At 43.8% G+C, this 13,171-nt stretch carries 11 protein-coding genes; 9 read left to right on the top strand and 2 right to left on the bottom strand.

Features of this window, described 5'->3' with window-relative positions:
* Positions 1–72 precede the first annotated feature (72 nt).
* The 7 genes from KYS23_RS18815 (at position 73) to KYS23_RS18785 (ending at position 7,200) form a co-directional block, all read left to right on the top strand.
* Positions 73–2,382: an efflux RND transporter permease subunit gene (locus KYS23_RS18815; protein ID WP_218419778.1), complete on the top strand. Its 2,310-nt coding sequence runs from the start codon at positions 73–75 to the stop codon at positions 2,380–2,382.
* Positions 2,369–3,157, top strand: coding sequence for an outer membrane lipoprotein-sorting protein (locus KYS23_RS18810; protein ID WP_201299273.1), 789 nt, complete (start codon positions 2,369–2,371; stop codon positions 3,155–3,157). Before KYS23_RS18815 ends, KYS23_RS18810 begins: the two co-directional genes overlap by 14 nt.
* Positions 3,158–3,160: 3 nt before the next feature.
* Complete coding sequence (locus tag KYS23_RS18805) at positions 3,161–4,348, top strand: hypothetical protein (RefSeq protein WP_159532283.1); 1,188 nt, start codon at positions 3,161–3,163, stop codon at positions 4,346–4,348.
* Between the two features lie 99 nt (positions 4,349–4,447).
* The gene (locus KYS23_RS18800) at positions 4,448–4,975 is read left to right on the top strand and encodes an outer membrane protein (RefSeq protein WP_159532281.1); all 528 of its coding nucleotides are present in this window, start codon (positions 4,448–4,450) and stop codon (positions 4,973–4,975) included.
* A 107-nt stretch (positions 4,976–5,082) separates the two neighbouring features.
* On the top strand, positions 5,083–5,349 hold the full coding sequence (locus KYS23_RS18795) for a DUF3081 family protein (protein WP_159532279.1): 267 nt from the start codon (positions 5,083–5,085) through the stop codon (positions 5,347–5,349).
* 186 nt (positions 5,350–5,535) lie between these two features.
* Positions 5,536–6,462, top strand: a complete 927-nt coding sequence (gene lpxL / locus KYS23_RS18790) for an LpxL/LpxP family Kdo(2)-lipid IV(A) lauroyl/palmitoleoyl acyltransferase (RefSeq protein WP_159532277.1) — start codon at positions 5,536–5,538, stop codon at positions 6,460–6,462.
* A gap of 123 nt (positions 6,463–6,585) precedes the next feature.
* Positions 6,586–7,200, top strand: coding sequence for a TcpQ domain-containing protein (locus KYS23_RS18785; protein ID WP_159532275.1), 615 nt, complete (start codon positions 6,586–6,588; stop codon positions 7,198–7,200).
* Positions 7,201–7,223: 23 nt separating this feature from the next.
* On the opposite strand, the gene glnE is transcribed toward KYS23_RS18785, so the two are convergent.
* On the bottom strand, positions 7,224–10,175 hold the full coding sequence (gene glnE, locus KYS23_RS18780; protein ID WP_218419786.1) for a bifunctional [glutamate--ammonia ligase]-adenylyl-L-tyrosine phosphorylase/[glutamate--ammonia-ligase] adenylyltransferase: 2,952 nt from the start codon (positions 10,173–10,175) through the stop codon (positions 7,224–7,226).
* A gap of 116 nt (positions 10,176–10,291) precedes the next feature.
* On the opposite strand from glnE, the gene KYS23_RS18775 reads away from it, so the two are divergent.
* Positions 10,292–11,197 carry a DUF350 domain-containing protein gene (locus KYS23_RS18775; protein ID WP_159532273.1) on the top strand — a complete coding sequence of 302 codons (906 nt, stop codon included), beginning with the start codon at positions 10,292–10,294 and terminating at the stop codon, positions 11,195–11,197.
* A 105-nt stretch (positions 11,198–11,302) separates the two neighbouring features.
* Here KYS23_RS18775 and KYS23_RS18770 read toward each other — a convergent pair whose 3' ends face one another.
* Positions 11,303–11,653: a GIY-YIG nuclease family protein gene (locus tag KYS23_RS18770; protein WP_309475314.1), complete on the bottom strand. Its 351-nt coding sequence runs from the start codon at positions 11,651–11,653 to the stop codon at positions 11,303–11,305.
* 37 nt (positions 11,654–11,690) lie between these two features.
* On the opposite strand from KYS23_RS18770, the gene hldE reads away from it, so the two are divergent.
* The gene (gene hldE / locus KYS23_RS18765; RefSeq protein WP_159532269.1) at positions 11,691–13,121 is read left to right on the top strand and encodes a bifunctional D-glycero-beta-D-manno-heptose-7-phosphate kinase/D-glycero-beta-D-manno-heptose 1-phosphate adenylyltransferase HldE; all 1,431 of its coding nucleotides are present in this window, start codon (positions 11,691–11,693) and stop codon (positions 13,119–13,121) included.
* The last annotated feature ends 50 nt before the right edge of the window (positions 13,122–13,171 follow it).

Here is a 13,171-nt window from a genome sequence, read left to right as displayed (position 1 = left end):
GGTAACTGAGTTATGTTTATTAACCGTTTACGGGTAGACTTTCGATAACAGAGCGAGTTACAGGAAGTTGTAATGCAAGATACATCATCGGTCACATCAAGGTGGTTTGCTTCACCAAAGTTAACTATCTGTGTGGTTATTGTTGCGATGTTAGTGGCAGTAGTCGGCGCAAAAAATTTATACTTTCGAGGCGACTACAAAGTATTTTTTGAGCCTGATAATCCGCAGCGTCTTGCCTTTGAAGAAATGCAGAACATATTTAATAAAAGCGAAAATGTCGCTTTTATGGTAGTGCCAGACGACGACAATGTGTTTAAACCGTCTACCTTATCTTTAGTTGTTGAGCTTACAGAAACTGCATGGCAACTCCCTCTTTCCACCCGCGTTGAATCCATCGCTAACTTCCAATATACCTACGCCGAAGATGACGATCTTATTGTCGAGGACTTAATTACCACAGGTTCGCTCTCGAATCCTGAAATAACAGATATTAAGGATGTACTAGATAACACCCCTGAGCTAACCGGGCGGCTAGTATCGTACCCAGGTGACGTATTGGTTGTGAATACGACTATTCAGTTACCTGACGGCGACCAAACGAAAGAAGTCATTGAAATCACAACGGTTGCCACTGCGTTAAAACAGCAGTTAGAAGAAAAGTACCCCGGTCACACTATCTATCTCACCGGTATGGTTGTGATGAACGATGCCTTTGCGGTGGCTGCGCAGCAAGACGCCAGTACGCTTATTCCGCTCATGTTTTTCCTTATCATTGTGATGATAGGCGTGATTGTTCGTTCGGTGTTAGCGGCTCTCGCTACACTATTAGTGGTAATTGTATCCATCGCCACTTCCATTGGTGTATCTGGCTGGCTCGGCATGTTTTTAAGTACCGCTACTGTGAACGCTCCCACCATGATAACGACACTGGCAGTGGCTGACTGTATCCACATCATTGTGGGTGTACAGTACTTTCTTGGTCGCGGCCTCACCAACGAGAATGCGATTAGTGAAAGTTTAAGAATCAATACCAAGCCTATTATTATCACCAGTGTTACCACGGCGATTGGCTTTTTGATGCTGAACTTTTCTGCCGTTCCCGTTTTGTCCGATTTAGGTAACATGACCGCATTTGGCGTAATGCTCGCCTGTGTATTGTCGCTTTGGTTACTACCCGCTTTATTGCTGCTAAAGCCACTGAAAGTGAAGGCGACAAAAAGTAACAAGGTCTTCGACCGATTGGGAAATAAAGTCACGTCGAATTATCGAGCTCTGTTACCTATTTGTGCGTTAGTGATTGTGGGAGTCAGTGTTTTTGCAACGAATAACGAGTTAAATGATGTGGCGGTGAAGTACTTCGACGATAGAAGTACGTTTGGCCAAGCGGTGGAAATCAATGAAGAGAAGCTTGGTGGTATGTCTAATATCGACTTCGTTATTTATTCAGATACCCCTTATGGTGCCACGGAACCTGAATTTTTAGCGCGAGTAGAATTACTTACGACATGGCTGCGCGAAAAAGAAGAAGTTCATCATGTGTTGTCATTTGCCGATACATTAAAACGGTTAAATAAAAATATGCATGGTGATGAAGATGCTTATTATCGGTTACCTGAAGATGGGGAGCTGGCCTCTCAGTATGTATTGCTGTATGAAATGTCGCTACCATTTGGTCTAGACTTAAGCAATCAGTTAGATATTGATAAATCGGCAATGAGAATTATCGCTGTTATCGATAATTTAGGCAGCAGAGATTTAACCGCATTGGAGTCTGATGCAAAAGCATATTTCAAAAGTCTTGGTAGCGACAACCGGTTAGAAGCCGCCAGTCCGCCTTTAATGTTCGCGCATATTGGCGATCGAAATATGGAGAGTATGGTAGTGGGCTCTCTATATGCCCTAGTGCTTATTTCTGTTTTGATTTTATTTGCACTGCGTTCATGGCGACTCGGGTTAGTTAGCTTGTTTACTAATTTGCTACCCGCCGCTATCGGGTTTGGCGTTTGGGGGTTAATCTCTGGCCAAATTAACATGGCACTGTCGGTGGTGATCAGTATGACCATGGGTATTATTGTTGACGATACTGTGCACTTCTTGTCGAAGTATCAGTCGGCGAGGCTGACGCGTAAATCGGTTAAAGAGAGTGTGCTTTATGCATTTAATACGGTTGGAATGGCACTGACCACTACCACAATAGTGCTGACAGTCGGCTTTGGTGTGTTAGCGTCTTCAAGCTTTATGCTGAACGCGCACATGGGCATTTTGACCATTATTATTATCGTCGCGGCTTTGGCTGTTGACCTTATTTTCCTACCCGCGTTATTAATGTGGTTGGATAAAGATGAAACCCCGTTACCGGAGAAGAATAGTGAGATACATTAGCCTTGTTTTACTGGCGTCGTTCATATCTATCAGCGCATTCAATGGCGTTGCCGCTGAGCCTAGTGCAAAAGGACTAGAAATAGCGCAGGAGCGAAAAGCGAGAGATCGCGGGTGGAATAACTCAGAGGCGAAAATCTTAATGGTCCTGCGTAATGCACAAGGCCAAGAAGCAACACGCAAACTCAACGTGAAATCGATGGAGTTGACCGATGATGGTGATAAAGCACTAACGGTTTTCCAATCCCCTCGGGATGTAAAAGGAACAGCATTCCTGAGCTTCTCACATGTTTTCGATGCCGATGAACAGTGGATATTTCTTCCTGCTTTAAAACGGGTAAAGCGTATAGCGTCAAAAAATAAAAGTGGGCCTTTTGTCGGCAGTGAATTTGCTTTTGAAGACATGACATCGTTCGAAGTAGAGAAATTTTCCTACTCCTATGTGGGGGATGAGACGATTAATGGCGAAGCGTGCTTTGTATTGGAGCAAATTCCTCAATACGACTATTCGGGTTATACGTTGCAAAAAGTATGGATTGATAAGTCTCACTACCGCGTACACAAAGTTGAATTTTACGATAAGAAAGGGGCGCTACTTAAGGTGCTTGAACTAAAAGATTATGAGCTTTACAAAGAGAAATACTGGCGACCTATTCGCAGCGAGATGACGAACGTACAAACCCGTAAGTCTACGTCGCTAATTACAGAAAGCTTAATATTTGATACCGATTTGTCAGAATCGGATTTTGATAAGAATAGCTTAAAAAGAGCGCGGTAATTCGTGACTAAATCCATCGCTTTATTGGTAACAAGTATTACGGCTTCATTTTCTTTGTTGGCCAATACGGAAGTGACAGGCTCCGCAGGCGGAGAGTTGCGTTATTTCTTGCAAGACGCCCTTTACGAAGCACAAGAAAGAGCTTACGGCTCTGTTTTTTTTAGCCCTGAAACCTATACCGAGTGGAATGATGGGGAAGACAGCTTGCTGTTTAAGCCCTTTTTCAGGGCTGATCAACACGACGAGGATAGAACGCATTTCGATGTTCGGGAACTGCAGTGGATGCACGTGGCAGACACATGGGAAACCAAAATAGGGATTGGAAAAGTATTCTGGGGGCAAACAGAGTCCATTCACCTCGTCGATATTGTGAATCAAACCGATGCAATTGAAGCGGTAGACGGCGAAGATAAGCTTGGTCAGCCCATGGTCAATGTTTCTTACTTTAGTGATTTTGGTACGTTTTCAGCATTTGTGTTGCCCTATTTTAGAGAGCGTACCTTCGAAAGTGTTGATGGACGTCTGCGACCGCCCATTGCTGTGGGAGATGCCTTGTATGAGTCGGATGGTGAGCAAAGTCATGTTGATTATGCGCTGAGGTGGCAAGCCAGTATCAGTGACTGGGAAGTGGGGCTGTCTTACTTTTCAGGTACAAGCAGAGAGCCTGAACTTGTTACCACCGTGAATGATGAAGGTCAGCCAGAAATTCTTCCCTATTACGCGCAAATCAATCAGGTAGGCGTAGATTTACTGAATGTATACGGGGCATGGTTACTTAAATTTGAGTCGATATATCGTGAAGGGCAATCGGAAGATTTTGCTGCGGTTGTCACAGGTTTCGAGTACACCACACAAGGCATATTCGACACCCAATATGGCCTAGGTGTACTGAGTGAGTACCAGTTCGATGAACGCGAAGATAACTTTTTTGCTTTAGGTCAAAACGACCTGATGGTGGGCTTACGGTTTATCTTCAATGACATTGACGGAACAGAAGTGCTAATGGGATACGTGCAAGATTTAGATAAATCGAGTACTTCTAGTGCATTTATTGAAGCGTCTAGTCGTATTTCATCTCATTGGCGCTGGAAATTGGATGGCTATTTCTTTTCAAGTGATGATACTGACGATACCTTTTATTTCCTAAGAAGAGATGATCATCTCCAATTTACCCTTGAGTACTTTTTTTAGTACGAGGCTTTATTTCTGATATAAATTTAACGTTTACACTCGTCACCCTAGATAGTTAATAATAGGGTTGTTCTTTGGTGGTTTTAACCTGAGGTTTTAATGAAGCAGTTTGTAGTTGGTTTTATTGCGCTTTTTTTAACGTTCAACGCACATAGTGCTTCTACCAATTATGGTATTGCGTCAGTTGGGTTTAGTGATTTTGAGTTCACAAATGTCGAGAATAGCGGGCTAGCTTACAGTGTTGCTTTTGGGCGCCAAATCCATAGGCAGTGGTATGCAGAAGTGGGTTACCTTAATCTCACTAACGATAGCGAGGATGATACCGATCTTTCGGGGGATGCGCTTTACCTTGCTGTACTTGGAAAGGCGAAAAGCGAGTACGGTGAACTGTATTACAAATTAGGTATTGCTAACGCTGATATTGCAAGTACGCGCGACTGTGGCAACTCAGAGTTATCGGGTGATGCATGCTCGTTTGATGAAGGTGTGGTTGCAGGTATTGCTGGTCTTGGATTTGATTATTATGTTGGTCTAAAATCTATGGTGCGACTTGAATATACATACCTAGGAGGGGAAGATGACCTCTCAACGCATTTAGTATCTTTGGGCTTTCGCTACAATTTTTAATGGCTAATAGTGGCAAGTGACTAAATTCATATCAGTATGAGCGGTGTAATCCAAACGCTATCATTCAGCGTAAAAAGAGTGGCTAGTCAAAAACTAAGGAGCCATTTATGAAAAATGAATTAGACAGTAAATTTCTATTGCAGGTGTTTGAAAAAATCCGAACTAATGGTGATAAGAAAGAAGATCAATACCACCTAAATGGTATTGTTGCGTACACCGACCTAGATGGCTACACGTTATTTATCGAAGACATGAACTGTAAATTGCAGTTTGGTTTCCATAACCAGTATCACTTCGATTATGAAACAAACGATCACTTTCAAACTTTTGAGAAAAAGCTGAAGCAGATTGATAAAGAGTATGGCGCTCACTAAATTTATAGAGTGAGAGGGCTAACGTCCTGTGAACATTTTTGCTAACCGAGCTAGGTAAAACAATGCTTGGCGTATTGAGTTCAAAATACCACGACAGTAGTGTCGAATTATTCCACCAACGCACTTTCGACTTTAATTTGGTCTGCTACAATAGCGCTCCTCTTAATTTGTTAGGAATAGAGTGCGTTGGCTGCGGCAATTAAGGCTCCTAAATTCAAACTGTCTTTTCTTACTCCAAAATTTTGGCCTGTATGGCTAGGAGTATTCCTTCTTTACATCATCACTTGGCTCCCTCTGCCTGTTATACGATTTATTGGCGGTGGCGCAGGTAAACTGATTGCGAAAATTGTTCCTAAACGCGTGCGCGTAGCAAAGCGAAACCTTGAACTTTGGAACCCGTCGTTGTCGGAGTCAGAAGTGCAAACGCTATTAAATGAGAATGTGCGCAGAACCGGAATGGCCTTATTTGAAACGGCGATGGGGTGGTGGTGGCCTGATTGGCGAGTGAAAAAGGCCATAGAAATTGAAGGTGCGGAGCATGTTGAGGCAGCCATAGCCAGCGGCAAAGGTGTGTTTGGCATGGCACTGCACAACATGAACCTTGAATTTGCATGCAGGGGTATTGGTTACTTCCACCCTAGCATCGCCTTCTATAGAAAACATAATAATCCGCTGGTCGACTATTTACAGTACCATGGTCGTAATCGCTCCAATAAGTATATGATTGACAAGCGAAATGCCAAAGCGTTGTTAATGGCATTGGAAGAAAACGAGCTGTGCTTATACCTTCCCGATCAAGATTACGGGCCAAAGCAAAGCGTATTCGTACCTTTTGGTGGGGTTGCTGAAACCGCGACCACCACAGCTACGTTGATGTTTATTCGTCGTTCTACCAGTGTGCCTATGATGATTACGTCTCAGTACACTGCGAAGGGTTATAAAATAAAGATATACCCCCCATTGACGCATTTAGGGGATATGGACGATGTTGCGGCATTAACAGAATTGAACACGCATATTGATAAGGCAATTAAAGAACAGCCTGAAAGTTACTTGTGGATGCATAAACGGTTCAAAACCAGACCCAGTAAAGACACCCCGTCATTGTACTAACGAAGCAGTTACCTATTGTGCCGTTAGGTGTACAATTATTACTGTAGCGCGCTTTTTGTGCGTAAGGTAAAAGCGAGTTAAGCTGTACCTTGAGTTTAAGTTATTGGAAGCATTGAAAAAGTCATGGCTAAAAAAGGTTATTCAAATACATTTTTTTGGGCGCGTCACATAGCGCTGGCATTCGTATTGATAGTGATTGCGGGTGTGATGATTTATTTGCAACAAAATAGCAGTGATGAAGAACCTTCCGGTAAACCAGCTGAAGAAAAATCGGTGGCAAAGGGATTGAGCGAGTTTTACCGCGAATTTAGAATGTCCTCTACCGATCCAGTTAAGGAAGAGCAGGGTACTTTTGTGATAGAAACTGGCGGCGTTGATCCACAGCTCGATAGCAGACTAGAAAGCATGTCGAGTATAAATACAACGGTAGATACCAGTTGGACCGGAGAGCAAAAATTCCGCACTTTCAAAGAGGGCAGTACACTCCGAGAGGCTATCTCTACTTTTGCGCAAGCGGAAGGCATGCAGCTGATATGGAATTTAGAGCAAGACTTCATTATCAAACATCAGTTTCAGTTAGATAATACGGTAGCCGGTTCATTGGCTAAAATTGCCAGCGCTATCGACAGTAGCTTTGAAGGGCGGGTAAACGCCTATCTATGCCCCGAGCAACGCTCTCTGGTAGTGACTGCTGAAGAGACCGAGTTTTTATCTACCCGATGTACCCTCGTTCGTTGATCATCAGTTAAAGCAAAGGTGAGCTACTGCTCACCTTCGTTATCATTAATACTACTGCCATCAATGTCGGTACTACTATCGGCAGCATGACCAGCAGTACTATCAAATAACGCCTGCCAATATTCACTTACCGTTTCTCTCATTTGGCTCAAATGCTCGGTTTGTTCTGCATATTTCGTGTCTGCAAGGGTCAGGTGATGATATTGTTCTCTTAGCGCAAGATAAGCTTGTTGTAGCGCGTGAGATTGTTTTTCATCAATAATGCCTGCGTTACGGGTTGCATCTAGTAAACGCAAATTATCTGAAAATTCAGTCAAGCTCTCAATCTTATTCGCATGTGCTAATACCCAATATTGAGTCATAAATTCAATATCTGCTATGCCTCCCACACATTGTTTCAAATCGACTTTTTGATTACTCGTAGAGAGCAAATGTTTGCGCATTTTTACGCGCATTTCGCTCACTTCAGTAGATAGTGTAGCCTGGTCTCTCTGAATAGATAGAATGTTGTGACGCACAGTATTAAACGCACTTAGCAGCGATATATCACCACAGATACCGCGGGCTCTCACTAGCGCTTGATGTTCCCATGTCCACGCCTCTTCTTGTTGATAGCGCTCAAATCCGTCTATATGGCAACAAAGCAAGCCCGCGTTACCAGATGGCCGCAAGCGTAAGTCGGTTTCATACAACTGACCAAACAAGGTTTTGGTATTCAGTAAGTGCATAATACGCTGAGCAAGTTTGATGTAAAACTGCTGGGCTTCAATAGACTTAGCCCCATTGGTAGCTGACTGGCGAGGCGCGTTGTGCAAAAACACAAGGTCAAGATCAGAGCCATAACCAAGCTCGTAGCCACCAAGCTTGCCATAGCCAATAACTGCAAACCCGAGCTCGCCATCGTTCAAATGACTCGGCACGCCAAAGCGAGCTGAAACTTGGTGCCACGCTGCTTCAATAACGTGCTCGAGCAAGACTTCCGCTAATACGGTAAGTTTATCGCTTACATTCGCTATGGGTAGCGAGCCACTAATATCGCTGGCTGCAATGCGCAGCTGCTGACAAAGCTTAAACTGTCGCCATGTGTCCATAGCAAGCTCAACATCGTCGTGTTCAACGCGCAGCATGGTTTGTCGCAACTCTTGCGCGTATTCATATTTACTAGTGGTGATATCTGAATTTTGCTGCTGCAAATAGAGCGGGGTAAGCAGTTCATCTAACAGCAGCGGGAAGCGCTTAATTTCATTCGCTATCCACTCACTCCTGTCACACAGCTTTACCAACTGTTGCAGAACATTGGGGTTTTCCAGCAATAAATCTAAATAGGTTGTTCTGCCGGTAATCGCATCTATCACGCCGAAGATTCGTTTTAGTACATTGTTTGCTTTACTGGGGTCGAATTTAATCAGTACATACAGTATTTCCGGGATCAGTTTATTAAGCGTATCCTCGCCTTTTTGACCCATTCGATACCCGCGCTGATTCGTTTTAAATTCTTGTAGCTGGGTACAAATCCCTTGCGCTTCCTCTAAACTAATAAAAGGGGTTAGCGTGGTGCTAAACTCTTCTTTATCAAGGGAAAGTTGCCAGGCATCACGGCATGCTTCAAATAAGGTATCTTCGCTGTTGTGAGTATCTTGTGCTTCTTCAACTAATTCATTGAAATGCCCATGTATTCTAGACATGGTTTCATGCAGTGCTAGCGTAAATGCGTGGTATGACGAGAACCCTAAAACCGAAATAAGTGCATTTTTCTCCCACTCACTATCTGGCAGTGTTTGGGTTTGTCGGTCTTGGCATTGCTGAAGCGTATGCTCAATTTTACGAAGGAATAAATAGTCTGTCCGTAATTGTTCAGTCACATCGGTTTCAACCATTTCAAATTCAGCAAGATTATCCAGGGTAGTAAGTAGTGACTTACTTTGTAACTCAGGCTCTCTACCACCATGAATAAGCTGAAAGCTTTGTGCGAAAAATTCAACCTCACGAATGCCACCAGCACCAAGCTTAATATTATTGCTCAAACGCCTACGTCTAATTTCCGTAGCAATAAGGTGCTTCATGCCTCTAAGGGCATCAATAGTGGTGAAGTCTAGGTAGCGCCTGAAGGTAAAAGGCGTGAGGATGGCGTTTAGTGAAGCTACGTCTTCTGAATTATCATTATTGATCACGCGCGCTTTCACCATAGCAAAACGTTCCCAATGACGGCCTTGCTCTTGGTAATAATCTTCCATGGCGTCGAAGTGCATCACCAAAGGCCCTGACTCACCGAATGGCCGTAAGCGCATGTCTACTCGGTATACCTGGCCGTCGGTGGTTACCTTGTTAAGTGCTTGAATCAATTTTTGCGCTAGGCGGGTAAAAAATTGCTGATTTTCTATCGGTTTCTTTTCACCGTTTGTCATGCCTTTTTCGGGATAGGCAAAAATCAAATCGATATCTGAAGAAAAGTTAAGTTCGCGACCGCCTAATTTCCCCATACCCAAAATGTACATATGGATAGGCCCATTTTCACCACAAGGAACACCGTGTTTGTCACTTAGCATGGTGTAAAGCCATTGGTAAGCTGACGTAATTAATACATCAGCTAACGCAGAAACCTGCCCTAATGATTGCGTAATAGTTTGCTTATTAAGCCCGTCACGTAGCGTAATAGCAGCCATATGAAAGTGGCGACAGTGGCGAAGTGCGCTAAGCAGCCCATCTTCTGACTTAACATTTTCCAATTTTTGCGTAACTGCATGGTTGTAAAAGGTATGCGGCTCGTCAGGAACCGATTCAACCAGCATAGCGCCAACCCAGTCAGGGTGCTGCAGGCAGGTCTCTGCAAAAAACAGCGAGCGACCAAATACGGTAGTGAGATCATTTCGATGATGCGCTAAATCACTATTAACGCGATCACTATCTGAAAGTTTTTCCCAGGTTTCGTTGGCTTGTGGTGCATTGCTCATGGTAATTGTGTTGTCTGTTGGCATAATACTGGCTTCGACAATAATAAATATTTCAAAACGTTGAGATAAAAAAGAGTCTGTCACAGTTTTTGGGGCGTAACCACCCTAAGGTTGTGTTTAGGTAAAAGGAGTAACAATACGTGGATGCTTTAATAAAACTCGTGCCGCTAGGTTCCGACTTATGGATTTACCTTGCTATCGATGTAAGTATCGCCCTAGCACTGTTGGTGGTTATGAAGTGGTTGACTGGGCTGATGAGAAAGAACTCAGTGACCGAAGAGCTTGGTATTAAAGACAATTTTGCTTTTGGTATTAGTATAGCCGGTGGCATGTTGTCGCTTTGTATCGTGCTGAGTTCGGTGGTAGGTCGTCATATCGGGCAGGGCTACAGTGAAGCGGCTACTGGCATGGTGACGTTCGGTATTGTCGGTATTCTGTTGGTGAAGTTTGGTCGATTCGCCCATGACAAGCTGGTACTCAATCGCGTAGATACTCACGCCATGATTTCAGAGCGCAGTGTAAGTATTGCACTGGTAGATGCTGCAAGCTTAGTGGCAAGTGCCATCGTGTTGAGAAATATTATGGTGTGGGTGAATGGCAGTGATATGAATGCCATTATTGCTATCGTGACAGGATTCTCTGTCGTGCTCACCATGTTATTGGTGATGACCCGTATTTTAGAAGTGCGCTATGCAAAAGATAACCAAAACGACTCATTTCAGGGGGCGCTTCGAAAAGGTCAGTTAGCGTTAGCCATAGAACATTCGGGTAATTTACTGGGCACCGCTATGATTGTTTCGGCGGCGAAAAACCTACTTATCTATAACCCGTCAGGTTATGTAAGTAACGTAACCGGGTGGTTGGTGGTAAGTGTAGCGTTAGCTATCGCACTGCATATATTAGTGCTTATCAATAAAAAAGTGATTCTGTTTGGTATGAACTTTAGGCAAGAAGTCGATCAACAACACAACGTTGGTGTAGCTTCACTAGGCTTTACGTTAAGCATAGGTACTGCCATGGTGATTAATGGCGTACTCGGTGGTTAAGGTAGCTTGTCAGCAGACAAGTATATTGTTTAAAACCTTGAGGCGTTTGCTCTGTAGCCGCAAGTACGCATGGCGTAACGTAGAAAGCTGCGATCACAATTAATATTACTGATAATCGGAAGGAGAAATATACTGGCTGTTTTTGCATAGGTTTTCAGGCAAAACCTTCTGTTTAACGATAGCCCGTTTTTTCTCTTTAGAAAGTTGCTTTACCTTGTATTCAATTTGCGAGGCTGTCGACCTATCTCCAATTAAGAAAATGGCCCTAAATTGAAGTGGGCCTTTTCCCTTTAATGCCCGCGCTCCACCTGCAATATCTCCTCTGTGCTGGGAAATTCTGCGTTCAGGGGAGGTAGTGATACCCGTGTACAATTGACCCAGTTTATTTTCGATAAGATAAAGGTACCAAGTTGAAGGCTGCTGGTGGGTATTCACGTTGTTGGCTGTTATACTCATTGGCAATTTGAAATACATCGATAAAGTTGTCTCATCAATGATTTTACCAGATTTTAGTAAAGCAAAAGTGCTTATTGTAGGTGACCTAATGCTAGACCGCTATTGGAGCGGTGGAACAGGTCGTATTTCCCCTGAAGCCCCTGTACCTGTAGTGAATGTTCAGTCATCTGAAGATCGCCCAGGCGGCGCTGCAAATGTGGCCGTGAACGTGGCTACTCTTGGGGCTAAAGTCAGCTTACTAGGCATGTGCGGTAACGATGAAAATGCCAAACTACTGCGTGAGCGCTTAGAGTCGTTTGATATTGATTGCCAGTTTTTCGCCGTCGAAGGTCAAGACACAATAACCAAGCTTCGGGTGATGAGCCGTAATCAGCAATTGCTTCGGTTAGATTTTGAAAAGAGCTTTGCTGATTCAGATAAATTTGAACTAGAAAGCGCGTTCGATAGCGCCCTTGATGATGTTGATATTGTTATATTATCTGACTACGCCAAAGGATGCTTAAGCCACCCCCAAGCACTAATTCAAGCAGCTAAAGCAAAAGGTAAGCGCGTTATTGTCGACCCTAAAGGCAGTGACTTTAAAAAGTACGCTAACGCTATGCTTATTACACCTAACATGGAAGAGCTAAACCATGTGGTAGGTGAGTCTACTTCTGAGAAATCATTAGTAGCAAATGCGCAGCAGGTTAAAACTGACCTTAATTTGGATGCGTTACTGCTAACGCGTTCTGAACAGGGGATGACCTTGTTCGAAGGAAACAATGCAGAGTTTCATTTACCTGCAAAAGCCAAAGAAGTTTATGACGTTACTGGTGCCGGCGATACTGTGGTATCAACGCTAGCCGTGGCGCTAGCAAGCAAACTACCTCTGCAAGCTGCTTGTGTATTGGCCAACTTAGCGGCCAGTGTGGTGGTTGGGAAATTAGGTACGTCTACCGTTACCAATACCGAATTAGCGCTAGCTTTAGGTGAACAATCTGTGCATCTCGACGGCGGCGTGATGACCGAAGAGCAACTAGAAATGGCAATGGCTGCTGCGAAAGCGCGAGGCGAACGTATTGTAATGACGAACGGCTGTTTCGATATTCTACATTCTGGGCATGTGGCTTATTTAGAAGAAGCCGCGCAGTTAGGTGACCGGCTTATTGTAGCAGTAAACACCGATGCATCGGTGACGAAGCTTAAAGGCCCAGGGCGGCCAGTGAACAACACTAATCGCCGTATGGCAGTACTAGCTGGCTTAAGTGCGGTTGATTGGGTTGTGCCCTTCACTGAAGATACACCACAGCGATTAATTGCCTCGTTATTACCAGATATATTGGTGAAAGGTGGTGATTATCAAATTGAAGAAATTGCTGGTGGAAAAGAAGTGATTGCCAACGGCGGTGAGGTGCAAGTGTTAACGTTTGAGGATGGCGTTTCTACCACCGGAATCATTGAGCGTATAACACGAAACAAGTTAACCTAGCATTTTTGTGGTTACCTCAATTTTTATTTCAGTAAATGTAAAATGTAGTC

The organism is Alteromonas lipotrueae (genome assembly GCF_019249255.1).
Lineage (GTDB): Bacteria > Pseudomonadota > Gammaproteobacteria > Enterobacterales > Alteromonadaceae > Alteromonas > Alteromonas lipotrueae.
This window is presented reverse-complemented; position numbering and strand designations above follow the sequence as displayed.

Excerpts from the sequence above, each read along its gene's own strand:
- KYS23_RS18795 (WP_159532279.1), top strand. The coding sequence starts at position 5,083 with ATGAAAAATGAATTAGACAGTAAATTTCTATTGCAGGTGTTTGAAAAA.
- glnE (WP_218419786.1), bottom strand. The coding sequence starts at position 10,175 with ATGCCAACAGACAACACAATTACCATGAGCAATGCACCACAAGCCAAC.
- KYS23_RS18815 (WP_218419778.1), top strand. The coding sequence starts at position 73 with ATGCAAGATACATCATCGGTCACATCAAGGTGGTTTGCTTCACCAAAG.
- KYS23_RS18770 (WP_309475314.1), bottom strand. The coding sequence starts at position 11,653 with ATGAGTATAACAGCCAACAACGTGAATACCCACCAGCAGCCTTCAACT.
- hldE (WP_159532269.1), top strand. The coding sequence starts at position 11,691 with ATGATTTTACCAGATTTTAGTAAAGCAAAAGTGCTTATTGTAGGTGAC.
- KYS23_RS18800 (WP_159532281.1), top strand. The coding sequence starts at position 4,448 with ATGAAGCAGTTTGTAGTTGGTTTTATTGCGCTTTTTTTAACGTTCAAC.
- KYS23_RS18785 (WP_159532275.1), top strand. The coding sequence starts at position 6,586 with ATGGCTAAAAAAGGTTATTCAAATACATTTTTTTGGGCGCGTCACATA.